General features: G+C 37.9%; 20 protein-coding genes. 14 read left to right on the plus strand and 6 right to left on the minus strand.

The window, feature by feature from the left end:
• Nucleotides 1-16: 16 nt before the first annotated feature.
• Nucleotides 17-1,033 carry a DUF1646 family protein gene (locus tag CKK03_RS05845; protein ID WP_099361661.1) on the minus strand — a complete coding sequence of 339 codons (1,017 nt, stop codon included), beginning with the start codon at nucleotides 1,031-1,033 and terminating at the stop codon, nucleotides 17-19.
• Nucleotides 1,034-1,307: 274 nt separating this feature from the next.
• Here CKK03_RS05845 and CKK03_RS05850 point away from each other — a divergent pair, with 274 nt between their 5' ends.
• Together CKK03_RS05850 and CKK03_RS05855 are read left to right on the plus strand one after the other, a co-directional pair.
• Nucleotides 1,308-1,769 carry a MarR family winged helix-turn-helix transcriptional regulator gene (locus tag CKK03_RS05850; protein ID WP_099361662.1) on the plus strand — a complete coding sequence of 154 codons (462 nt, stop codon included), beginning with the start codon at nucleotides 1,308-1,310 and terminating at the stop codon, nucleotides 1,767-1,769.
• A 2-nt stretch (nucleotides 1,770-1,771) separates the two neighbouring features.
• Entirely contained in the window at nucleotides 1,772-4,909 is a 3,138-nt protein-coding gene (locus CKK03_RS05855) for an MMPL family transporter (protein ID WP_099361663.1), read from the plus strand.
• 59 nt (nucleotides 4,910-4,968) lie between these two features.
• On the opposite strand, the gene CKK03_RS05860 is transcribed toward CKK03_RS05855, so the two are convergent.
• Nucleotides 4,969-5,304 carry a thioredoxin family protein gene (locus tag CKK03_RS05860; RefSeq protein WP_099361664.1) on the minus strand — a complete coding sequence of 112 codons (336 nt, stop codon included), beginning with the start codon at nucleotides 5,302-5,304 and terminating at the stop codon, nucleotides 4,969-4,971.
• Nucleotides 5,305-5,483: 179 nt separating this feature from the next.
• Between CKK03_RS05860 and CKK03_RS23970 the strand changes: the two genes are divergently transcribed.
• Nucleotides 5,484-6,542, plus strand: a complete 1,059-nt coding sequence (locus tag CKK03_RS23970) for a peroxiredoxin family protein (protein WP_245864013.1) — start codon at nucleotides 5,484-5,486, stop codon at nucleotides 6,540-6,542.
• 18 nt (nucleotides 6,543-6,560) lie between these two features.
• Here the strand turns inward: CKK03_RS23970 and CKK03_RS05870 are convergent, their stop codons facing one another.
• Nucleotides 6,561-7,121 carry a DUF1836 domain-containing protein gene (locus CKK03_RS05870; protein ID WP_099361665.1) on the minus strand — a complete coding sequence of 187 codons (561 nt, stop codon included), beginning with the start codon at nucleotides 7,119-7,121 and terminating at the stop codon, nucleotides 6,561-6,563.
• Nucleotides 7,122-7,288: 167 nt separating this feature from the next.
• On the opposite strand from CKK03_RS05870, the gene CKK03_RS05875 reads away from it, so the two are divergent.
• From CKK03_RS05875 to CKK03_RS05895, 5 genes are all read left to right on the plus strand, one after another.
• On the plus strand, nucleotides 7,289-7,960 hold the full coding sequence (locus CKK03_RS05875) for an SGNH/GDSL hydrolase family protein (protein ID WP_099361666.1): 672 nt from the start codon (nucleotides 7,289-7,291) through the stop codon (nucleotides 7,958-7,960).
• A 149-nt stretch (nucleotides 7,961-8,109) separates the two neighbouring features.
• Nucleotides 8,110-8,691 carry a peptide deformylase gene (def, locus tag CKK03_RS05880; protein ID WP_099361667.1) on the plus strand — a complete coding sequence of 194 codons (582 nt, stop codon included), beginning with the start codon at nucleotides 8,110-8,112 and terminating at the stop codon, nucleotides 8,689-8,691.
• A 38-nt stretch (nucleotides 8,692-8,729) separates the two neighbouring features.
• Nucleotides 8,730-9,908 carry a MalY/PatB family protein gene (locus CKK03_RS05885; RefSeq protein WP_099361668.1) on the plus strand — a complete coding sequence of 393 codons (1,179 nt, stop codon included), beginning with the start codon at nucleotides 8,730-8,732 and terminating at the stop codon, nucleotides 9,906-9,908.
• Between the two features lie 235 nt (nucleotides 9,909-10,143).
• Nucleotides 10,144-11,619, plus strand: coding sequence for an extracellular solute-binding protein (locus CKK03_RS05890; RefSeq protein WP_099361823.1), 1,476 nt, complete (start codon nucleotides 10,144-10,146; stop codon nucleotides 11,617-11,619).
• Between the two features lie 39 nt (nucleotides 11,620-11,658).
• Nucleotides 11,659-12,630 (plus strand): pectinesterase family protein, encoded by a 972-nt coding sequence (locus CKK03_RS05895; protein ID WP_245864015.1) that lies wholly within the window; start codon nucleotides 11,659-11,661, stop codon nucleotides 12,628-12,630.
• Nucleotides 12,631-12,713: 83 nt separating this feature from the next.
• Here CKK03_RS05895 and CKK03_RS05900 read toward each other — a convergent pair whose 3' ends face one another.
• Nucleotides 12,714-13,142, minus strand: a complete 429-nt coding sequence (locus CKK03_RS05900; protein ID WP_099352613.1) for a DUF4064 domain-containing protein — start codon at nucleotides 13,140-13,142, stop codon at nucleotides 12,714-12,716.
• Between the two features lie 378 nt (nucleotides 13,143-13,520).
• On the opposite strand from CKK03_RS05900, the gene CKK03_RS05905 reads away from it, so the two are divergent.
• Both CKK03_RS05905 and CKK03_RS05910 read left to right on the plus strand, forming a co-directional pair.
• Nucleotides 13,521-14,528, plus strand: coding sequence for a TAXI family TRAP transporter solute-binding subunit (locus CKK03_RS05905; RefSeq protein WP_099361669.1), 1,008 nt, complete (start codon nucleotides 13,521-13,523; stop codon nucleotides 14,526-14,528).
• A gap of 312 nt (nucleotides 14,529-14,840) precedes the next feature.
• The gene (locus CKK03_RS05910; protein WP_099361670.1) at nucleotides 14,841-16,847 is read left to right on the plus strand and encodes a TRAP transporter permease; all 2,007 of its coding nucleotides are present in this window, start codon (nucleotides 14,841-14,843) and stop codon (nucleotides 16,845-16,847) included.
• Between the two features lie 43 nt (nucleotides 16,848-16,890).
• On the opposite strand, the gene CKK03_RS05915 is transcribed toward CKK03_RS05910, so the two are convergent.
• Both CKK03_RS05915 and CKK03_RS05920 read right to left on the minus strand, forming a co-directional pair.
• Nucleotides 16,891-17,895, minus strand: coding sequence for a DUF3231 family protein (locus tag CKK03_RS05915; RefSeq protein ID WP_099361671.1), 1,005 nt, complete (start codon nucleotides 17,893-17,895; stop codon nucleotides 16,891-16,893).
• A 69-nt stretch (nucleotides 17,896-17,964) separates the two neighbouring features.
• Complete coding sequence (locus CKK03_RS05920; RefSeq protein ID WP_099361672.1) at nucleotides 17,965-18,453, minus strand: hypothetical protein; 489 nt, start codon at nucleotides 18,451-18,453, stop codon at nucleotides 17,965-17,967.
• A 177-nt stretch (nucleotides 18,454-18,630) separates the two neighbouring features.
• Here CKK03_RS05920 and CKK03_RS05925 point away from each other — a divergent pair, with 177 nt between their 5' ends.
• The 4 genes from CKK03_RS05925 (at nucleotide 18,631) to CKK03_RS05940 (ending at nucleotide 23,497) form a co-directional block, all read left to right on the plus strand.
• Nucleotides 18,631-19,236: an alpha/beta hydrolase gene (locus CKK03_RS05925; protein ID WP_099361673.1), complete on the plus strand. Its 606-nt coding sequence runs from the start codon at nucleotides 18,631-18,633 to the stop codon at nucleotides 19,234-19,236.
• A 266-nt stretch (nucleotides 19,237-19,502) separates the two neighbouring features.
• The gene (locus CKK03_RS05930; RefSeq protein ID WP_099361674.1) at nucleotides 19,503-21,230 is read left to right on the plus strand and encodes a spore germination protein; all 1,728 of its coding nucleotides are present in this window, start codon (nucleotides 19,503-19,505) and stop codon (nucleotides 21,228-21,230) included.
• Nucleotides 21,178-22,284, plus strand: coding sequence for a GerAB/ArcD/ProY family transporter (locus CKK03_RS05935; RefSeq protein ID WP_099361675.1), 1,107 nt, complete (start codon nucleotides 21,178-21,180; stop codon nucleotides 22,282-22,284). The genes CKK03_RS05930 and CKK03_RS05935 overlap by 53 nt, the downstream gene beginning before the upstream one ends.
• Nucleotides 22,265-23,497, plus strand: a complete 1,233-nt coding sequence (locus CKK03_RS05940) for a Ger(x)C family spore germination protein (RefSeq protein ID WP_099361676.1) — start codon at nucleotides 22,265-22,267, stop codon at nucleotides 23,495-23,497. Before CKK03_RS05935 ends, CKK03_RS05940 begins: the two co-directional genes overlap by 20 nt.
• Nucleotides 23,498-23,519: the final 22 nt, after the last annotated feature.

Raw genomic sequence — 23,519 nt, forward strand, 5'->3', positions numbered from 1 at the left:
CTGAACAAGGCATTTTTTAGATTAAGTAAATAATGATAAAATATCCCATCATCACGCAAATTCCCATTGGTACTCCGAACTTTGCCCACTCCTTACTTGTAATTTCTAATTTCCCGGCTGCAATAATATTAGGGATATTACCAGGAATAAGCATTCCACCACTAATCAATAGTCCTAATAGTATTGATTGAATTGTAAAATGGTCCATCGCAGGGCTGATTTCGGCGGCTGCTAGAGTGGCGTTATCAAGAATGGCTGAAATCATATTTAGCCAGTAAAGAAGTTGCGGGTCAAGCCCGATGAAATAACGATTGATCATTGGTTCAAAACCTGCACCTAGTAAGGTTAACCCCATGACGAAAAAATAAATCTTTAACGCTCGTACAAGAATTTCCTCATATGTTTCAAGATTTGATTCCTTTCCAACCGTTGCTTTTTTCCGATTAGGCGGCTCGACAACAAGGGTGGCCAATAAACCGAAAAGAAGGAGAGATGCGAAAATTTGAGGACCGATTAAGCTTATTAAAAAGAAAAACTCTTCATTAAGCTTACTAATCGCAATCGTGGATAAGGGCTCCCCTATGGGTGTTAATGCTGCTCCCATTCCAATTGAAAAACAGGCGATTATTACGAAACGAATCATAGATGCACGTTCTAGTTTAAGTGAAGAGGCAACCAAAACAAGTACAAGTGCTGCGATGATGGCCGTTATGATACTTGAAATGAGCCCTAGGATAATGACAACTAATCCAATAAATAAGCGGAATGGGATTCTTCGGCTCAGTCCAACGATGGATCTTTGTAATGGTGTATGAAACCATTTGAATAGCAAGCCAGCTATAAAAACAGCTAACGTGATTTTGATGGGATCAACTGCTGCCCGTATGAATAGCTGACTGCTAAATACACCACCGACAACCGCAGCAAGAAGCCCCATAACAAATAGGAATAACTCTAGATTTTTCTCAACAATCCTGACCGAAAATGGCAAAAATAGAACAAAGATAAGAATTACTGACAATCCGATAATCATTCACATTACCTCAACTTTTCTTATTGATGCGCCTAGGAGCAAGTATTATATTCATATGCAAAAGTCGGACAAACTTGCTAAACAATTTGTTACTTATTTAATAGTGTTATTTTGATTTCGAGAATAGTGGAAAGAATAAGGGACATCTCTCTAGGTTAGAGGGATGTTTTTTTATTGACTTTTTGGATAGACGGAATTATAGTTAATGATGTTAATAGTTAAAGTGTTTAACTATTAAATGATTGAATCTTATTTTGTGAGGTGACAGTGAAATATGGCTAAAACAAATATCAAGGAATTGGTTGATTTATATGTTGATGTTTCATTTTCAGTGAATACCATTGCGGATTCGCTCGTTAAGGAACAGCTCGGAACCGAACTTACCAATGAACAGCATTATACACTTCGCTACATAAATAAAGTGGGTTCGTGTACATCAACCGAACTTGCAGAGGTTTTTGAAGTGAAAAAAAGTGCAATTACTGCCATCATAAATCGTCTTTTTGAGAAAGGGTTAATTGATAGAACACGTGACGAGAATGATCGACGACTTGTCTATCTAACTTTGTCAACTAGAGGGGAGAAACTGTTTTTAAAGACAGAGGAGCGGGTTAATAACCTTGTCGAGTCTATTATTGGTGAATTTTCTGAAGAGGAAATCGTTCAATTTTTAAAAACGTATGAAAAACTTAATGGAATCCTTCAAAAGATAAAACAGAATAAGGTGGTGGAATAAGTATGAATTTTATCATTAAACGGAAATGGTTTGTCCTTATCGCATGGGTTGTGATTGTAGCAGGATTATTTCTAGCAGCTCCGAATATGGGAGACCTTGTGCGTGAAAAAGGCCAGATTACTGTACCTGATGAATACTCATCCTCCATTGCAGGTCAAATTTTAAATGATGCACAGTCCCAAGAGGGTGGAGGAGATGATACACAGGTGGCCCTTGTGTTTCATGATAAAAAGAAGTTAACAGATGACGAAATCAAAGAAGCTGAAAAAGCAATCCAACTTCTTGAAGAGAAGAAAGAGGAAATCGGGATTACCGAAATTCTTACTCATTTTAATGAGGAAACATTAAAGGAACAGCTTGTATCAGAGGACGGAAAAGCAATCCTTGCCTCTGTAACAGTTAGCTGGAAGGACCGGGAGCCAAAAGAGGTCAGCGATGCTTTGTATCAAGCCATTGAAGATGTAAAGGTTGACCATTATTATACGAGTGAATGGCTCATTAGTGAAGATCTCGTGACTAGTTCACAAGAAGGTTTGAAAAAGACTGAAGGTATTACGGTTGTCTTTATTCTTGTCGTTCTTTTACTTGTGTTTAGATCTCCCGTAGCTCCGATTATTCCACTTGTGACAGTTGGATTTACTTATCTTGCGTCACAATCGATTGTTGCGATGCTGGTTGATAAATTTGATTTTCCAATTTCAACCTATACACAGATTTTCCTAGTGGCTATCTTATTTGGAATTGGAACAGACTACTGTATTTTGCTTTTAAGTCGATTTAAAGAAGAACTATCACAACGAGAAAGCTTAACAGAAGCCATTGTTGAAACGTATAAAAATGCTGGTCGTACAGTATTTTTCAGTGGCGTTGCCGTCATGATTGGCTTTGCTGCCATCGGTTTTTCTCAGTTCATTCTATACCAATCAGCTGTGGCTGTAGCGGTAGGTGTTGCCATTTTACTAGTTGCATTATTCACGGTCGTTCCATTCTTTATGGCCGTTTTAGGGAAAAAATTATTCTGGCCATCTAAGCAGAATTTAGAACATGGAGACAGTAAAATCTGGGCAGTTGCTGGAAGATTTTCATTAAGTCGCCCACTCTTATCTCTATTAATTGTTGCTGCAATCATTGCTCCATTCTTATTTGTGTATGATGGAGAGCTATCTTATAACTCATTAGAAGAATTAAGTGGCGATGTAAACTCGATTAAAGCATTCAATGCGATTTCGGACAGCTTCAGACCTGGTGAATCCATGCCAACTCAAATCGTCTTGAAAAATGATGAGGCAATGGACTCCACAGAGTATATCGAATTAGCCGAAAAAATCAGCCGTGAAGTGGAAAAGGTGGACCTTGTTGACTCTGTTCGCTCTGTCACAAGACCAACTGGTGAACCAATTGAGGATTTATTCGTTGCGAACCAAGCAAAAACACTTGAAGAAGGTCTTGGTGAAGGAAAAGACGGACTCACTCAAATCAAAGACGGGCTTGAAGAGGCAGGTAGTGAACTTGCAAAATCAGAGCCAGAGCTTAAAACCGCCACGGATGGAATCGGTGAATTAATTACTGGAACTAATCAGGTAAAATCTGGCCTAACAGAGATCCAAACAAACCTTTCAAAAATCGAGTCAGGTATCCGTAGCGGAACAGCTGGAATCGATACGATGATTGCTGAAGTTGACAAAGCAAAGGCTGGATCAGAAGAATTATTAAACTATTATAATACGAAACTATTAGTCGGTTATAAAGATGCCCAAAGTGGAATTGCTGGTTTGCAAACTGGCTACACTGAAATAGCAAATACCCTCCAACAATTAACCACTGGTGTGAACCAACTAAATGAAGGTGGATTTGCTTATCTAGAAGGCTACTATATTCATGCAGAGAGTGGCCAAAGTATTGCTGGTGATGATGTATATAAAGGAATGAAGCAATCCTTGCAAGGGATCCCACAATTATCAGCGGGGATTCAAGAACTAAATGGTCATCTTTCGGAAGTAAATACCGGAATGACTCAAGCTAATGCAGGATTTGAACAATTGCTCAAAGAACAAGCAGCACTTCCAGCTGGTCTTGAGCAGTTAATTGCAGGTTTAGAAGAACTAAAAGGTGGACTTGTCCAAGTGGCAAATGGCCAAGGACAAATCGTTCAAGGTATGCCACAAATTACAAATGGCCTTTCAGGAATTAATGATGGCCAACAGCAGCTCCTTGATGGATTCGGAAGTCTAGGTGGTCAATTAACACAATTAACAGATGGACTGACTCAAAGTGCCGATGGTCTAGAGCAGGTTTCAGATGGATTAGGATCCGCTCAAGAATATTTATCAAATCTATCAAACTCTGAAGAATTAAATGCTTTTTATATGCCAGAAGAAGTACTTGAGAGTGAAGATTTCGCACAAGTCCTTGACGTATACATGTCAAAAGATCGTAAAGTCATGACATTAGATGTCATCTTTGAAGCGAACCCATATTCTAACGAAGCAATGGAACAAATCGAGGAAATCGAAGCCGCTGTTGCAAGAGCAACAAAAGATACCAAGCTTGAAAATGCAGATGTCGCCCTTGGTGGTATTACAAGTACCAATACCGATTTAAGTAAAATGTCTGAACAAGATTACTCACGTACAATCGTGTTAATGTTTATTGGTATTGCGCTCATCTTAATTTTCTTGTTCCGTTCGTTAATCATGCCACTCTATCTAATAGGTTCATTAATCTTAACCTATTACACATCGATGGCCATTAATGAAGTTATTTTCGTCAATATTCTCGGTTATTCCGGAATCAGCTGGGCGGTGCCTTTCTTTGGATTTGTCATCTTAGTTGCTCTCGGTGTGGACTATAGTATTTTCCTAATGGATCGCTTCAACGAATACCGTGATATTCCAGTAGCAGAAGCAATGCTTCTTTCCATGAAGAAGATGGGAACTGTTATTATCTCAGCTGCTATCATTCTTGGAGGTACATTTGCAGCTATGATGCCATCTGGAATGCTCTCCTTGCTCCAGATTGCATCAATCACACTCGTCGGACTCATGCTGTACGCATTTGTAATACTGCCGTTATTTATTCCAGTTATGGTCAAAAACTTTGGCATCGCTAACTGGTGGCCATTCAAACGACCAACCAATTAATCTAAAAAACGAGGCTCCCTGTTGCAGGGCCTCGTTTTTTAGGCTATGTTAACGGTTATTCACTGAATATAACTCCGATATATCTTTTCAATTTTTTCCTTAAAGGGATCCATCGGGACAAAACGAGCTTCTCTTACATACTCCTTACCCTCCACAAATAAAAGCAGAACCGGAACAGTAAAAATGGAAAAATACCCTGCAACATCTTCAACATCGTCGGCATTCACAGATCCAAGTTGTATTTCGGGGAAATCACCCATTACTTCCCTAACCTGTGGCAATAATGAATGGCAAACACTGCAATCTGTTCTTGAGATGTAGATAAAAGAAAGGGGATGCTCTTCTATAAAATGTTGGATATTATCAACAGATGTTAATTCAATAAATTCTCTCATTTTGGGCCTCCAAAAAAATATGATATTAATAAAGTGCGTAAGCCTTCATACTTTAAACTCATTCAGAGCATTAATTGTATGAATATATAAAAACGTTGTTTTGCACATACTTTTATTTCTTCGTGTGCATTATACCCTGCATGGTATAATGGTATACAATAGCACAGTGGAGGTACAAGATGCAATTCATACAAATCGGATCTCTAGCCATCATGACAAAATGGATCATCCTTGGAGTTGGCATAATCGCAGGCCTTATCATAGCACGGGTTTGGTTAGCAAAAACTACATCAACTGACAATACCAAAAGCATTATCAATCTACTCACTAACGGTATTTTCATTGGCTTTTTAGCGTGGAAGGGAAGTTTATTCCTTTTAGAGCCAGCACTCGTTATAAAGAGTCCGATGTCTTTACTCTATTTCACCGGAGGAACAAAAGGATTAGCGATTGCAGTTGTTATAATAGTACTCTATTTTCTATATCACATAAAAAAGAGGACTGTATCGACATCGCATTACATTCGATCAGTGCTTATTGTGAGCTTCACAACCGCTATGCTCTATGATTTACTAGCGCTAATTTTACGTCACGATAACAGTGTTTTTCATTTTATAAGATCAATGGGTGCATTCTTTCTTTTATTGTTGACACTCTATAATAAAGGACAACAAAAAAAGGAAGTGCTTCATGAAATGAAAAAAGCAGCGTTAATCGTTGGTTTAACAGGACTCATTGTGTGGACGGTCAATAGCAATATTTCTTTTGCAACCCCGACAGAAGATTTAAAAGCAAATGAGGTTGAAGTTGGAATTTCGGAAGGGCAATTGGCACCTGATTTTACTTTAAAAACAACAAGTGGAGAAGAAATGAAGCTTTCAGAGTTTAGAGGGAAGAAAGTTATTTTAAACTTTTGGGCAAGCTGGTGTCCACCTTGTAAAGCGGAAATGCCTCACATGCAAGAGTTTTATGTGGAAAATAAAGAATCCAATGCCGCGCTATTATCCGTAAATCTAACAACTGCAGAGAAAAAGAGCTCGGATGTTGCGAAATTTGTGGATGAATATGAGCTCACCTTTCCAGTCTTACTTGATGAGAAAGGTAGTATTGGACAAATTTATCAAGCATACGCCATTCCGACAAGTTATTTAATTGATTCCAAAGGCGTCGTCCGGAAAAAAATTGTCGGGCCTATGGATAAGGAAATGATGACAAAGTTAATTAATAGTGTGAATTAAAAAAGAAAAGTGAGTCGGTCACTTTTCTTTTTTTTCGCCCTGATCTTGAACGAGTTCGTCCACCAAGGCTTCGGCTGCACGACGATAAAATTGGCTAGCTGTAATATAGGATAGAATCAAAAGCACCTTTTTTAGCTGTTCATCCTCCGAAGCGCCAATTTCTTCTGATACATCCTTCATTTTTGTATCGACATCTTCTTTGAATTCAGTTGCATTTTTTTTATAGAGAGCAAGATAGCTCTTATAAAATTCTTCGAGCTCGAACTCTTCATCATTCAGGATTCTTTGATTTACACCATCAAGTGTTGCCTTGATATCATTGATGGAGAGCCCACCTTTTAGTTGGTAAATCAAACTTAATAAAAGTAAATGCTCTCTCGAATATTTTTTGTTTTTTATCGGAATCAGCAATTTACCTTTTGCGTAATTGTTGATCATGGTTTTCGTAAGGACCTTTTCATCCTCATTTCTTTTTGTGGGGCTAAACGTATTTTCAAAAAGTTGGATGACCTGGTCCATGTATAAATCAATTTGTGGAATGTCCTCTAAAAAAATATTTTTATCAACATCTATATTCATGGTAATGACCTCATTTATAACGATATTATTTGTTACCTAGTTTACTCTATAACTATCAGAAAGTAAATGTTGACTACATGGTGAAATATGTATATGATTATAAGTAGTATTGAAAACCACGTGTAATAGTATCCTGAATAAATCAAATTAGATGAGCGGTGATAAATATGAAAATTGTATGTTTTGGTGATAGTTTAACTAGAGGTGTTTCTTTTGTGAAAGGTCGCATGCGAATCTTGAAAGAAAATTATCCTGCATTTTTACAGCAATTTGCTTCTGATCACATCACTGTTATAAATAAAGGTGTCTTTAATGATAATTCCGATTTATTGTTGTCCCGAGTTGAAAAAGATGTGATTGACGAACACCCTGATTACGTAATCATTAATATTGGTGGCAATGACTGCAATTTTAAATGGGATGAAGTGGCTAAGAATCCTGAAGATGAGCATCAGCCCATTGTGCCAATTGAACGGTATATGGATAACCTGAAAAAATTAATTCAACGAATCCAAGAAACGAATAGTATTCCAATTTTGATGACCTTACCACCACTTGACCCTGTTCGGTATTACAAGTTACTTGCTCAAACGTATGGTAGCTCAATCAGTCATTGGATTAGTCTTCAAGGAGGCATCGAGCACTGGCACGGTCTCTATAATCACAGCTTGAATAGCTTAGCTGAGCAATTAAATGTCTTAAAAATTGATGTTCGTACAGCCATGAAACGTGCTGGGAACCTGAATGATTTTATTAGTGATGATGGGATTCATTTGACAGGTGAAGGGTACAAAACAATGAGTAGTGCCATTTTCTCTTCTTTAGTAAAAACAAAATAAAAGGAATATGCCACTTCATAATAGGTGGCATTTTTCTATTTAAAATGGAATACAACAAGAGTAATGTGAAAAACTGTATATCAATGGACATAAGTAAATAGGAAAGCTAAGATAAAAACATGAGAATGAGTAAAGGTAGATGAAAACAAATGAACTATTATAAATCTGATTACATACTTACGATGAAGGATATTGTTCGTGAGGGACATCCGATTTTAGCTGAGAAAACAAAGGAGGTTCCAGTGCCGCTAGCAGAAGAGGACAAGGAATCACTTATTAGCATGATGAATTATATAAAAAACAGCCAGGACCCAGCGCTTGCGAAAAAGTACGGTTTACGCCCTGGAGTTGGCTTATCTGCAAACCAAGTTGGTCTCAATAAGCGTATGTTTGTTGCCTATTTTACAGACTTTGATGACAAATTGCATGAATACCATGTAGTGAATCCGAAAATCGTGAGTCATTCGGTTTCCATGACTTATTTGCCAGAAGGAGAAGGGTGTCTATCAGTCGATCGCCCGGTAGAAGGCTATGTTCCTAGGTATGAAAAAATTAAAGTGAAAGCATATGATATCAATGGTCAGGAATTTATGCTTCGTTTAAAAGGCTATGCCTCTATCGTCTTTCAACATGAAATCGACCATCTAAATGGAATCATGTTTTACGATCATATCAACAAACAGAATCCATTTAAGCTTCCAGAAAACGTAGAAATTAAAAGCCTCTATTAATACAATTGGTAATTCCAAAGAACTTTGGAGGGATAGGCGTGAAATATAATTTTGATGAATCAATCAATCGATTGCAAACGAACTCAATAAAGTGGGATGAGGTAGAAAATTTATTTGGGGATAAAGAGATGCTTCCGATGTGGGTAGCAGATATGGATTTTAAATCGCCACAGCCGGTCATCGATGCCTTAATAAAACGAGCTGAGCATGGAATTTATGGCTATACAACAAGACCTGATGCCTATTATGATGCAACAGTTGGCTGGATGAAACGACGTCATAATTGGACGATTGAAAAGGATTGGATTACTTTTTGTCCTGGTGTAGTCCCAGCATTACATATTATTGTTCAAAACTTTACTTGCCCTGGCGATAAAGTCTTAATACAGCCACCTGTTTATTATCCGTTCATGAGTGTAATTGAAAAGAATGGACGGGAAATCGTCAATAATCCGCTACAATTTGAGAATGGTCGTTATACCATGGATTTTGATGACCTTGAGAAAAAAATTGATTCAAGTGTAAAAATGATTATTCTTTCAAATCCACATAATCCAGTCGGTCGTGTGTGGACAAAGGATGAATTGACAAAATTAGGTGAAATTTGTTTGAAGCACAATATCCTTGTGGTTTCGGATGAAATTCATTTTGACCTCGTTTATAAAGGGAATGTGCATACACCAATTGCTGCGATTTCTGCTGAATTTGCTGAGCAGTCTATTACATGTACGGCACCAAGTAAGACATTTAATCTTGCTGGGTTAAAAACATCAAATATTATCATTCCGAACAAAGATTATCGTGAGAAATTTACTAAAGCCGTCGAGGATGCCTTCATTAGTATGACCAATACATTTGGAGTAACGGCCCTTATTGCGGCCTATGAAGAAGGGGACGAATGGCTTGATCAACTCATGGACTATTTACAAGGAAATCTAGATTTCCTTAACGAGTATATTCAGACCCATGTTCCAGAGGTAAAAGTTATTGAACCTGAAGCAACTTATCTCGTGTGGCTCGATTGTCGACAGCTTGGCCTAGAAGCCAAAGAACTAGAGCATGTCATTCAAAAACAAGGTAAAGTCGCATTTGACGAAGGCTATATTTTTGGAAAAGAAGGAGAAGGCTTCACCAGAATCAACATCGCGTGCCCAAGAGCTTTATTAGAAGAAGGGTTGAAACGATTTAGCCAAGCGGTTAAACAGATAATTAAATAAAGAGATTCTAAGTGGAAAAAGATCTATTCTTTTTCCACTTTTTTAATATTCGAATAATAATCATCTTCTTAGATATTGTTGGATTTAATTGGTGATTTTTCTATTTAATTTATATGTATTACATAATGATTATTAAAAAAATAAAGCGTTTTATATATATTTAAAAGCGTTCCCAACATATTTATTTAGAAAAGGGTGGAAAAAATTGAAGAAAAAAGCTGTAAAAAAGTTTTACATGAGTACTTGTTTGCTATTAGTAGTTGCCATTATCTTTTCAGGATGTTCAAGTAAAGAATCCTCAGCTGATCAAGAAGATTTAAAGAACATCACAATCATGGCCAACCTGCATACTCCGGAGGTGCCTTCAGACAAGATTGAAAAACTACTAGAAGAAAAGTCTGGCTTTGATTTAACCTTCAGCTGGACACCGGATTCAAACTATGAAGAAAAACTAAATACTGCTTTTGCAACAGAAACACTTCCAGAAGCAACCTTTTTGAAAAACCAGGCATCGTTCATTAAATTTAAACAAGCCATACGTGATGGACAGTTCTGGGAGATTGGACCTTATTTAGATGAATATGAAAATCTGAGCAAACTTTATGAACAAACACTAGCAAATACAGCAGTCGATGGTAAAATGTATGCGCTTTATCAAGGGAGACCGGCTGCTCGTTCAGGTATTATCTATAGAAAGGATTGGGCCGATCATCTAGGTCTTTCAACACCTGAAACCATCGAAGATGTATACGAAATGGCACGTGCCTTTACTGAAGAGGATCCCGATGGGAATGGTAAGGATGACACAATTGGCCTTTCTGATTTCTCTGATTTATATTGGGGAGCTTTTAAAATTATCTCATCATGGCACGGTACGCCAAATAACTGGGGAGTTAAAGACGGGGAACTTCTTCCTGAATTTATGTTCGATGAATACATCCAAACAATGGATTATATGAAAAATTTACGGGACAAAGGTTATATGAACAGTGATTTTCCTGTTACAAGTAAAGACGACCACCGGGCATTAGTGAAAAACGGTACTGCGGGAATTGTAATTGGACCGATGGGTGATATAAGCAGTATTCACGCTGATACTACTGAACTTAATCCGAATGCTACATTTGAAATCCAAAATGTGATTACGGGACCAGGTGGAGAGTATGGTATTTGGGCACTACCTGGATATGGTAATGTCGTATTATTCCCGAAAACATCTGTAGAAACAGAAGAAGAGTTAAAAGAGATTCTTAGTTTCTTTGACTATCTAATGAGCCCTGAAGGTTCTAACCTGGTTTTCTGGGGGAGCGAAGGAGAACATTATGAATTACAAGATGGGAAAGCATTGGGTCTAGATACTGATTTGTCAACACGTGATGTAAAACCATACCAGTCTATTGAGATTGGAGAACCTACAACAAATGGAAGATACGATAGTATTTATACGTTAGATATAAAAGAAAAAGCAGAAAAGCTAACAGTTGATAATGATCAATATTTAATCACGGATCCAACAGCTGCCCTAGATTCTGCAACTTATATTGAAAAAGGTGAAATGCTGAACCAAAAAATAAATGATGCAACTTATAATTATATTCTTGGTGATATTGACTTAAATGGCTTTAAGGCTGCCATAGAGGATTGGAAAAAGTCAGGCGGAGACCAGATCATCAAGGAATATAATGAAGCCTACCAAAATAGTAAAAAATAGTTGATTTACTAAGTACCAATTTGAAGGGTGGTAACTAAATTGGTAAATAACGTTGAAACTAACAAAATAGTAGTATCTCAAGACGGGTCGGGTGACTTTAAGACAGTTCAAGAAGCCATTATTTCTGTTCCAGAGAATAATTTAAATCCGGTAACCATTTATATCAAAAATGGCACCTACAAAGAAGTAGTAACGGTTTCAGAAAACAGGAGGTTTATTTCGCTTGTTGGAGAGAGTTCGTTAAACACCATTATTACGTATGATAATTTTGCCGGAAAAGTAAAGGAAAATGGAGAAAAAGTCGGTACAAGTGGAAGCGCATCAGTGTACCTCCTCGCCGATGACACTCGTGTAGAAAACATTACTTTAGAAAATTCATATGATGATTCTTTGGAAATTGATCCTGTAAAGATTAATGGTAGACAGGCTGTTGCTGTATTTACATCTGGCCAACATGTATATTTCAATAATGTGAGATTTCTAGGGAAACAAGATACCCTATACGTTCATAAAGGAACGATGTACTTTTACAACTGTTACATTGAAGGGGATGTCGATTTTATTTTTGGAGCAGCACAGGCTGTATTTAATCAATGTCAAATCCATTCACTTGATAGGGGATCAAAGATTGATAATGGGTATGTAACCGCGGCTAGTACACTCATTTCAGATCCATTTGGGATCATGATTATAAAAAGCAAATTCACAAGCGATGCACCACCAGGTACTGTTTATTTAGGGAGACCATGGCCAGCTGGTGGGAACACAGATGCTATTGGAAGTGTTCTCATAAGGGAATGTGACCTAGGCGATCATATTATAATCGATGGGTGGACCTCAATGAATGGACGCTTAGAACCTGAGGATGCTCGATTATATGAATATAAAAACTTTGGTCCTGGTGCAGCTAATCACGTTAAAAGAAGACAATTATCCGAGGAAACAGTAAAAAAGTGGTCGATTCAAAATGTATTAAAGGGTTGGGAGATTAGCGAATTAGTAAGAAAATAAAAAATAAAGGGGCCGTCTGGAAGTCAATTTTCATGACCTTTTGGACAGCCCCTTTTTTATTTTAGTCAACACACATTTTACACTTAATATTCAGGGTTAAAAGTTTCCTTTTCCTTGCGTACCAAGCAAAGGATTCCTGCAATAAGGTACAGAATACTTGCAATAATGGAGATTAGGAATGTTGCAAGTGTAGTAAGTACAGCTACTACAATTAACAGAATTCCTGCTGCTTTTGGATGCTTATTCCCTTTAAGAAGAAATAACGATACAACTCCGAGTATGATGGCTAAAATACTTACGATAATGAAATACCAGCCACCGGATGTTACCATATCTGTAATGATGCCCATATCGACTCCTTCAAGAGTTGGATCTTCAGCAGCGATGCTCTCCATTTCTTGTGTGAACTCATTATTGTCACCAAGACCTACAAACATAAATCCAAATAAAGTTAAAAATACAAAGAAACAAGCTCCAATAATCGTTAAAACAAATTCACCAGTACGTTTCATTCATAGTTCCCCCTTAAAAAATGTTTCCTTTTGATTGTACTATACAGTATATAGTATGCAATCCGATTTTCTTCCTAATCCTCTCCAAAAGTGGAATTAGTTTATTTACGAAAAAAGAGAAAAAAGGTTTCAAAATGATGTAATTAATTTTTCAGGAGATATACGCATATAAAAATAGGGAGTATAAATTTTGATGTATTATTACAATTATATTAAAGGAATATTAAAAAAATTTTGCAAACAACAGATGATATATGTTAACCTAGATTTATAGGTTTTAAATTGGTAAATATACCAAATTAATCCAAATTAGTAGTTTGGTAGTAAACCTCGTTCTAAGAGGGTCTACATAAAATATGATATCTAGGGGGAATGCAAATGCTGAAGAAGTACTCATTTCTAACTTTGCTGCTAGCATTGGTTTTACTCATTGCTGCATGTAGCAGTGATAACACGAATGGTGACGACAAGGATGAAGGAGGCGATGGCAGCGCTGAATCTGGGACAATCGATCTTCTCATGGGTACAGGTAGCCAAGGAGGGACCTATTTTCCACTTGGTGCCGAAATGGCGAATGTTTGGAACAAGAATATTGACAACGTGAACGTGACATCAACAGAATCAGGTGCCTCTGTTGAAAACCTTGCAAAAATTTCAAATGGTGAGTTTGACCTTGGGATGACTGTTAATCTTCCTGCTTACAATGCGCTTAATGGAACTGGTGATTTCGAAGGTAAGAAGGTTGAAAACTTCGCATTTATTGGACATATTTATCCAGAAGTTCTTCAAATCATTACACGTGAAAGCACTGGTGTTGAGACAATTGCGGATCTAAAAGGAAAAAGAATTGCAATTGGACCTCCAGGAAGTGGAACGCAAACTGCAACAAAAGCGGTATTAGCAGCTTACGGAATCAACGATGGCGATTATGAAGCATACCAAGAAGGATTCGGTGATGCAAAATCGAAACTACAAGACGGTACGATTGATGCTTCATTCGGATTACTTGGCCTACCAGATGCAGGTATTGACGAGCTTCAAGCCTCAGTTGGCGATGTGAAGTTCTTAGAGGTAACAGGTGATGAATTAAAAACGGTAGAAGAAACAAGCGGATACACTGGGTATACAATTAAAGCAGGTTCTTACGAATGGTTAAAAGAGGATGCGAATGTTGTATCGGCATACGCTGTTCTTGTTGCAAATACAGACACAGTGGATGATGAATTAGCTTACCAACTTGCAAAAGTCATGCTTGAAAAGGCAAGTGAAAATACACATGCACAAGCAGCCCACATGACAAAAGAAAACGCACTTAGTGGATTAGGAGATTTACCAATTCATCCTGGTGCAGAAAAGTACTATAAAGAAGTTGGAATACTAGATTAATAGCTTTAACTTTATTCAGCAGAAGTCCCCTACTTCAATAAGTGGGGGACAAATGCAATTTTGAGTATTTAAATTAGTGGTGGGTCCAAACCCTGGCTGAATAAAGTTAAAGCCTCCGGCGGATGCCACGATTTTTCAGAGGTAGTTTTTCGAGCGTGCTCGAAAAAAATCGGGCGCAAATACGCCAAGGCGAATTTGATTAGAAGAAGGGCTTAACACTATGTGTTCTAGCCCTTTTTTTCACAAGGATTACTTTTATTAATTCAATCCAATTAATCGTCAAATAAAATGATTTCACAGGTGGTGGTAAGAATGAAATGGTGGAAGAAGAAGGAGATGAGGGACTCGAAGGAACCTGCTCAAAATAAAGAAAGTGTATCGGCAGAAGAGATTCTAGAAAAATACGATCGGGAAAGTACCTATCGAAGGAATCTTGGGAAATGGAAATGGATTGTTCTCATCTTGGCTGTTGGCCTGACGGTATTTCATCTTTATACAGGGTATCGCGGTGCCTTTGAAGCTCGAATTCAGGGTCCCATTCATTTAGGGACAGCATTGGGATTAATCTTTCTACTTTATCCAATTAAAAAGGGACTTCATCGTAAGCAAAAAGGAATTCCTTGGTACGATGTGATCCTAGCAATTATTTCACTAGGTGTTGGCTATTATAATGTTATTTTCTATGAGGAATTGGTGTCAGAACGGATTGTATTCGGATATACAACTCCAGACTTTATTGTTGGAACACTAGGAGTATTACTTGTTCTTGAAGCTGCTAGAAGGTGTGTTGGCCTTCCGATAGTCATCGTATCGAGTGTGGCCATTCTTTATGCATTGTATGGAAACTTGATTCCTACGAAACTATTTGCTCACAGAGGTTTCTCTTGGAATACATTGGTTACAGATTTGTATTTAACGACAAAAGGAATCTATAGTACGCCAATCCAAGTTTCTTCGACATTTATTTTTCTATTTTTATTATTTGGAGTCATGTTAATTCGAACGGGTGTCGGACAATTCTTTAATGATATTGCATTTGCGATCACTGGTCGGTTTACGGGTGGTCAAGCAAAAGCTGCAGTCGTAGCAAGTGCCATGCAGGGGATGGTTTCTGGTAGTTCTGTAGCAAATACAGTTGGTTCGGGTTCGTTTACGATTCCAATGATGAAAAAAGCAGGCTATAAACCAGAGTTTGCGGCAGCAGCTGAAGCCTCTGCATCTACGGGTGGTCAAATTATGCCTCCAATCATGGGAGCAGCCGCATTTATCATGGCTTCCTATACCAATATCCCATATAGCCAAATTATGTTGGTTGCAATTATCCCGGCTGCCCTTTATTTTCTTGGCGTATTTTTTGGTGTTCATTTCGAATCTAAAAAGATTGGGATTGTGGGGGTTCCAAAGGAGACCTTACCTAAAGCAAAGAAGTTAATGCTTGAACGCGGCTACTTATTGCTTCCGCTTATTGTTATATTCTACACATTACTGACAGGAAAGACGCCAATGCGTGCAGCATTGCTTGCGATTCTTGTCTCATTTTTAGTGAGTCTTGTTCGTAAAGATACAAGAATGTCGTTAAAAAGTGTCATTAAAACACTTGAGGAAGGTGCAAGAGTTGCATTGCCTGTAATCGCAGCCTGTGCGTCTGCTGGAATCATTGTTGGAGTAGTTGTTCAAACAGGTCTCGGTGGACGTATTGCAGATGGTATCATTGCATTGGGTGGAGGAAGCTTAATCCTTACTTTGTTCTTTACCATGATTGCTTGCTTAATCCTCGGAATGGGTCTGCCAACTACAGCTAACTATGTTGTTACAGCTACAATGGCAGCTCCGGCATTAATCCTTGGATTAGATGTACCCGTACTTGCGGCTCATATGTTTGTCTTCTATTTTGGAATCGTGGCAGATATCACTCCACCGGTTTGTTTAGCCGCCTATGCGGGGGCTGGCTTAGCGAGGGCAAATCCATTTACCACGGGAGTTACAGCAACAAAGCTTGCGACAGCTGCCTATATTATTCCATTTATCTTTGTCATCAATCCGCAAATGCTTTTAATCGACTTTGAGGTTCCTTTCTTGGTCATCTCTGTTATAACGGCAATCATTGGTATGATTGGCATTAGCACAGCCATGATCGGATACTTCATACGTAGGGCATTTGTATGGGAGCGAATTATCTTATTCGCTGCAGGCTTAAGCCTTGTGTCACCAAGTATTTATTTTGGAGCTGCAGGTGTGATTGGATTAGTAGCGATTCTATTTATTCAATCTCGCCGTCCAAAAGAAAATATTCAAGCACCAACGATGTCATTCAATTAGTTTCAATAGGAAAAACGACGTGCCTCAAAACACACGTCGTTTTTTATTTGTGTTTTTGTAATTTAATCCGATCAATCGTAGCTGGAGGTTCTTGAATCCACCGGCGCTTAACAAGGATATTGAACCCCTTAGCAGCATAAACGAAAATCTCACCGATCGTTTTTGAGTAAAATGCGAGTAAATCTGCCCTCATGGATATTCCTTGGGCATGTCCAATCAGAGTAATATCGATACTATTAAGGGCATGAAAAAGTGTAACAATGAGTTTATCCGAAAATGGTGAAACCGTTGAACCTGTTACCTCCATTGGAATGGAAACAGTCCCCATAAGATCTTCCTCTTTCAGCAGATCATTAATAAATGTAACTTGCTTTTCCGATATCTTTTTTCCTTCGATAATAAAATCAAATATTTCTTTGTCCTTTACGACTTGCAGGAAACCCGTGCAAAGAACAATTGCAAAAAAGTTTCGTTCCATATTAAAAAACATATCTGTGATTTCCAAAACATTTAATGGCCTCTTATCCCCGATCAACTTTGTTAAATATGTCTTTTTTTCTATATACTCATTTTCAGTAGGATAGACAACCATTGGGGGACGGTCATACATTCCTTTTTCAAGCATTAACTGGGTTGCTTCATTATACTGTGTTAAAGCATCTGATAAGCATTTAGAAAATAATGTTCGAATATCCTCTCTAGCTACATTTGAAGCTATAAAGCTAAAATTGATCATATTCATTCGACTCATTGCATAAACAAAGGTTAAAGAAAAAGGATCATAGAACAATGGTGGTGCCGATAGGTTTATATCCTCGTCGGAAAATTCATCCGGTATAGGTATGTTCTCTTCCGAAAAGATTCGCTTTATTTCGTTCATTTGCCCACTATATATTTGTAAAGATTCTTTTAATAGTGGTTTAATTTCTTCATCATTTAAATGGTGAAGGAAGTATCTAATCAAACAAACTGTCATACTAGCCTGTATGAACGTGGTCCATAATCCACTGATTTCAGCACTGGATAAACGAATATTATGTTTCTCCATGAGGCACCCTCCCCAATACTTCATATATGGGTAGTATTGGTTAAATGAAAATTTCTATTCTTTAACAATTCAACCTCCCATGGTAGATAATAGTTGATCAAACTCTTCGTTAATGGATTTGATCTGCTCGTAGCCATCGTCCGTTTTGTTTGTATCCCCATTCGTAATCCCCTGGAGCAGAGTACTCATGCTTTCCATATATCGTTCAATTGACGCTTGAATATGATTTCGTAACTCGTCCAAACTTTTATTACTCGGTTTACCATCAAGCTCAATTAGATTAAAAATGTACATCGCTTCCTCATTAGCGATTTGCATAGTCTCAACTGCTGCCTCTAATTCATCCTCTTTTTTCATTTCTTCCAAAAGCATATTTAATTCCTTATTAAGCTGAATAAATTTTTGAACATGGCTATGCAGGCTATCTAATATAACCTGATCCTTTTGTGAAAGATTCTGATCAAGGGCACTATATAGATCTGAAGCGGTCCTAGAAGGTGAGGAGCATCCTATTAATAACGCGATAAAGATGAATGGTAGAATGATTTTTCGACTCATATTGTCCCTCCCTAGTAACGTATATAAAAAGATATGAGACTTGTCCTTGTTATATGCTTGCGGTTTGACAAATAGATTCTAGTATATTATCTTGAATTAAAGATATTTTATCATTCACTATTATTACGGTCTCGTTAGGAGATACTAGAAAAAGTATTTTGTTTTGGAGGGAATACAATGAAGCATATTTTCCATGAAGGTAAAGATAAAACAAAACCAACTCTTCTGTTATTACATGGTACAGGAGGAACGGAGTCAGATTTATTACCATTAGCACCACATATTGATGAGGATGCATCCGTACTAAGCGTGCGCGGAAATGTATCTGAAAATGGCATGCCACGCTTTTTCCGTCGCTTAGCTGAAGGGGTTTTTGATATGGAAGACCTTATTTTCCGTACGAAAGAATTAAATGAGTTCCTCGACGAGGCTGCCACAACTTACTCATTCGATCGAAATAATATTGTTGCAATTGGGTACTCAAATGGAGCAAATATTGCTGGAAGCCTACTGTTCCATTATAAAGATGCCTTAAAAGGAGCTATTCTCCACCATCCAATGGTACCAAGAAGAGGTATAGAGTTACCCGACCTTACCGGTACACCTGTCTTCATAACAGCAGGTAAAAATGACCCGATTTGTCCAGCACAGGAAACCATTGACCTGCAAGACCTATTACAGAAAGCAAACGCAGATGTCGAGGTACATTGGGAAAATAATGGACATATGCTAACTGGCACAGAGGTTGCTGAAGCAGCGAAGTGGTACAAGAAACACTTTTAAAATCGGGTGGTTTCTGTCTCACTGCGTGTTAATCTAGTGGAATTGCGTTATAACAGTTTTATACATCAAAACAATAACCCAAGATTGTGTTGTAAAAACACCAATCTTGGGTTAATTGCGTTTTAATCCAGATAATTACGCAATAGCAACGCTCAACCGCACAATCCTCAACTTCCTTATCCCATACCAATTACCTTTAAAAGAATAAAATACCATTTATGGAGGAATATATATAAAAATGTCTCTTTTAAGAAAGAGGTATCGAAATGTCTTGGTCTACCATAAAGAGAAGTCCGAAACGAAGAGGTACTAAATCTTCACAACAACCAGCTGCGACAGCAAATGAAAATAACATTCCACATAAATTGGTTGAAGAGCTGCCGACAGATCAACTGGGAGAAAACCTTGATGGCACAATTGAATTATTGAAAAATCTATTAGGGAAAAACGCTGATTTCTTTTGTCGAAAGTTTCAAATGTACGGTAAATTTAGTGCAGCGATTATTTACTTCTCTAGCATTGTTGATAAAAATACAATTAACAGTGGCATTATGAAGCCTCTAATGTATGTTCCAGTTCAAACCGACCTTGAAAAACTTACAAAAACAAATGTGTTGGATTTCATTTTGAATGAGGCCATGTTTCATACTGAAATAAAAAAAGAAAGTAATATTGAAAATATCATAAATGCGTTATTACGTGGAGAAACCTTTATTTTTATTGATGGGGTCAATTCTGGTATTCAATTTGCTGTAAAGAATATCGATAAACGTTCAATCTCCCAGCCAGAAACAGAACAGGTTATTTTAGGACCTCGAGAAGGTTTTATTGAATCCTTACAAACGAACATAGCATTATTACGAAATCGATTAAAAACAGCAGATTTTCGTGTTGAAATTATGGAAATTGGCCGTGTGTCAAAATCGACGACAGCCATTTGCTATCTTGAAGGGATTGCAACCGATGACTTAGTAAAAGAAGTGAAGGATCGTTTAGGGAAAATTGATATTGATGCCATCTTGGATGTAGGCTATATCGAACAATTTATTGAAGATAACCATATGTCTCCCTTTCCACAGATTCAGAGTACAGAACGCCCTGATAAGACAGTAGGTAGTATTCTAGAAGGAAGAGTGGCTATTCTAGTCGATGGATCACCATTCTCGCTTATTGCTCCAGTGGTATTTAATCAATTTTATCAAACATTCGAGGATTACTCTTCTCGATTTTTAATGGGGAGTTTCGTACGACTCGCTCGTATGGTGGCATTAGTTTTCTCTTTAATCTTTCCATCACTCTATGTATCCTTTATATCGTTTAACCCGGAGCTGCTTCCGACTGAATTTGCTGTTGCTGTTGCGGGTGGACGTTCAGGAGTCCCTTTTCCTGCAGTGGTAGAAGTGTTAATGATTGAAGTTGCGATGGAGATCCTACGTGAAGCGACTGTTCGACTACCTAAGCAGGTAGGTGGAGCCCTTTCCATTGTAGGGGTACTCGTAATTGGACAAGCAGCGGTTGAAGCGGGAATTGCAAGTCCAATAACGGTTGTTGTAATTGCGATGACAACGATTGGTTCATTTGCAACTCCGGCATATGATGCTGCGTTTGCTCTCCGCATGCTTCGATTTCCAATTGTCATAATGGCGGGCTTTTTTGGACTTTACGGTGTCGTCATTGGCATTATTTTCATTTTTAATCATATGCTTTCGTTAAAATCCTTTGGAGTCCCTTATATGAGCCCAGTAACACCTGGTAATTTCCAAGGTTTAAAGGATGTTATTATTAGAGCACCTTTTTGGTGGATGCCAAAAAGGCCTGAAATGCTACATTCTCAAAACTCTGACCGTTTAGGAAAAACGAAGGGAGAATCTACAAAGGGAACAAGTAACACTTTGGATCCGGTAATGGTTGGAAATGAAAAATGGAAGGAGGACAAGTCAAGTGGAATATCCACGCGAGATAACGGTCATTCAAGCAACAACGATCCTAATTAGTACCATTATCGGAGTGGGATTATTGGCTCTTCCTCTCTTTGCGGTTCGGTCCGCAGATACGGGTGCTCCTTTACTCACTTTATTCGGTATAGGGATCGCATCCATTGGACTTGGGTTAATTACATTTCTTGGAATCCGTCACCCCCGAAAATCTATCATTTTGTATGGAGAAGATATTTTGGGGAAGTGGTTAAGCAGGGTGCCGAACCTAGTTATCATTCTCTTTTTTGCAATATTAACGGGACTAACTTCACGGGAGTTTGGAGCGGTAGTTATTACTGCCATTCTAAAGCAAACGCCACTAGAAGTGACTGTAATTGTGATGTTGATACTCGCGGCATTGTCTACAAGGAATGACATGAATGTCTTTGCCTATATCCATAATTTTTATGTTCCGTTTATTTTGGCACCTGCTTTAATCATCGTTGCTTTATCTTTAAAGAACGCAAATGCTTTATATTTACTTCCAATACTAGGAAATGAACCTGGAAGTTACTTAATTGGAGGCTTAACCATTGCAGCATTATTTCAGGGTTCTTTTATTTTTACAATGATAATTCCCTTTATGAGGCATCCACGAAAAGCGGTTAAAGCTAGTATTTGGGGAATGGTTATTGCCGGTGGTTTATACCTGTTAATTGTCATTGCAACGGTTGCGGTGTTTGGCCCTGGTGAAATAACAAACCTTCTATGGCCGACCCTTGAATTAGCTCGTACGACCTCAATACCTGGTAATCTTCTTCAGAGATTAGATATTGTTTTTTTATCTGTGTGGGTAATTGCTGTATTCACTACATTGTTTTCCAGTTATATGTTCACGGTTCATTCCATTAGCCAAATGGCTGGATTACGTGATCATAAAATGCTTTCCTTTTTTATTTTGCCGATTGTTTTCATTATCGCGATGATTCCGCAAAATATTTTGCATTTATATGATGTTATTGAAATCTTTGGTAGATTAGGCCTAATTCTCACAGTCGGTTATCCAATGTTATTAGTTAGTGTAGACCTTGTAAAGAAAAAGGTGAAAAAAAGTGGGAGTATCAAAGCATAGTTGGAAGACTTGTTTAAAAATTATACTTATCGCTTTAGTGCCTGGGCTATTCTTAACAGGTTGCTGGGATAGTGATGATATTGAACAACGAGCGACGGTATTAGGTATATCAATTGATAAGGTTGAAGATGTAGACGGTGCAGACCTTGCTCAAATAACCGGTTTAGGAAATCAGTTTCCAAAGCCGAAAGATGGATTAATTAAATTAAGTGCTCAAATCGCTGTTCCAGGAAGAATTCCACTGGGACCGCAAACGGGTGGGGCTGGAGTAGACCAAAACCCTCTTTGGGTAATCAGTGTAGTGGGCTATACATTAGATGACGCGATAGCTGTACTTCAACAAGAAGTCGCTGACCGGCTTTTTTTTGGTCATCTACGGACCATTGTCATAAGTGAAGACGTTGCGAAGGATGGGGTAAAAAGGTTTAACGATTATCTCCGAAGAAATCCTGAAATTAGAAGGACTGCTTGGATGGTAGTATCAAAAGGTGAAGCCATAAAATTTATGGAGGTAGCACCTAAACTAGAGCGGGTACCTACTCTTTATTTGTCTGCAATGGTCGAAAATGCTGTTGGATTAGGTACATTTCCGGAAGATTTTATCGGCTTGTTTTGGACAAAGCTACAAAGCAAAGGTCAAGATACATTCCTTCCATATCTTGAATTAAAAAAAGAGGATAACATACAAATTTCTGGTTTAGCGTATTTTAAAGATGATCGAATGATAGGTAGAACGGAACCTGTTGAAATAGGCTTATTCATGGCTGTAACAGGAGAGAGGAGAGGCGGATATGAGGTGTTTGTTGAAGTGCCTGATACAGATGTTAAGGTGATTGTGAGGGCAGAATATCGCAGGTCATCGCTAAAACCAACCGTACGAAACGGGAAGCCTCATTTGGACATAAAAATTCATTATGAAAGTACAATCGCGGAAGGAGCGGTTGGGGTAGATTTAAATAATCCGGAAATTATTAGAAAAATTGAAGTAGAGGCTTCAAAGGGTGTAAAAGAAGGAACAAGTAAATTAATCAAAAAAATGCAGGATGAACAATCAGATATTTTTGGGTTTGGAGAATATTTTCGAGCGAAACAACCTGATTACTGGAATAAGGAGATTCAAACAAAAGAGAAGTGGCGTGAAGTCTACAAGGATATGACCTATGATATTCAATGTACATCAAAAATTCGAAGAGTGGGTACAAAGGCAAAATAGCCTTATCGTACCGAAGGAGTTT

This window comes from Fredinandcohnia onubensis (genome assembly GCF_002734215.1).
GTDB lineage: Bacteria > Bacillota > Bacilli > Bacillales > Bacillaceae_L > Ferdinandcohnia > Ferdinandcohnia onubensis.

Coding starts and splice junctions, on each gene's coding strand:
- CKK03_RS05845 (WP_099361661.1), bottom strand. CDS start 1,033: ATGATTATCGGATTGTCAGTAATTCTTATCTTTGTTCTATTTTTGCCA.
- CKK03_RS05850 (WP_099361662.1), top strand. CDS start 1,308: ATGGCTAAAACAAATATCAAGGAATTGGTTGATTTATATGTTGATGTT.
- CKK03_RS05855 (WP_099361663.1), top strand. CDS start 1,772: ATGAATTTTATCATTAAACGGAAATGGTTTGTCCTTATCGCATGGGTT.
- CKK03_RS05860 (WP_099361664.1), bottom strand. CDS start 5,304: ATGAGAGAATTTATTGAATTAACATCTGTTGATAATATCCAACATTTT.
- CKK03_RS23970 (WP_245864013.1), top strand. CDS start 5,484: ATGCAATTCATACAAATCGGATCTCTAGCCATCATGACAAAATGGATC.
- CKK03_RS05870 (WP_099361665.1), bottom strand. CDS start 7,121: ATGAATATAGATGTTGATAAAAATATTTTTTTAGAGGACATTCCACAA.
- CKK03_RS05875 (WP_099361666.1), top strand. CDS start 7,289: ATGAAAATTGTATGTTTTGGTGATAGTTTAACTAGAGGTGTTTCTTTT.
- def (WP_099361667.1), top strand. CDS start 8,110: ATGAACTATTATAAATCTGATTACATACTTACGATGAAGGATATTGTT.
- CKK03_RS05890 (WP_099361823.1), top strand. CDS start 10,144: ATGAGTACTTGTTTGCTATTAGTAGTTGCCATTATCTTTTCAGGATGT.
- CKK03_RS05900 (WP_099352613.1), bottom strand. CDS start 13,142: ATGAAACGTACTGGTGAATTTGTTTTAACGATTATTGGAGCTTGTTTC.
- CKK03_RS05905 (WP_099361669.1), top strand. CDS start 13,521: ATGCTGAAGAAGTACTCATTTCTAACTTTGCTGCTAGCATTGGTTTTA.
- CKK03_RS05910 (WP_099361670.1), top strand. CDS start 14,841: ATGAAATGGTGGAAGAAGAAGGAGATGAGGGACTCGAAGGAACCTGCT.
- CKK03_RS05915 (WP_099361671.1), bottom strand. CDS start 17,895: ATGGAGAAACATAATATTCGTTTATCCAGTGCTGAAATCAGTGGATTA.
- CKK03_RS05920 (WP_099361672.1), bottom strand. CDS start 18,453: ATGAGTCGAAAAATCATTCTACCATTCATCTTTATCGCGTTATTAATA.
- CKK03_RS05925 (WP_099361673.1), top strand. CDS start 18,631: ATGAAGCATATTTTCCATGAAGGTAAAGATAAAACAAAACCAACTCTT.
- CKK03_RS05930 (WP_099361674.1), top strand. CDS start 19,503: ATGTCTTGGTCTACCATAAAGAGAAGTCCGAAACGAAGAGGTACTAAA.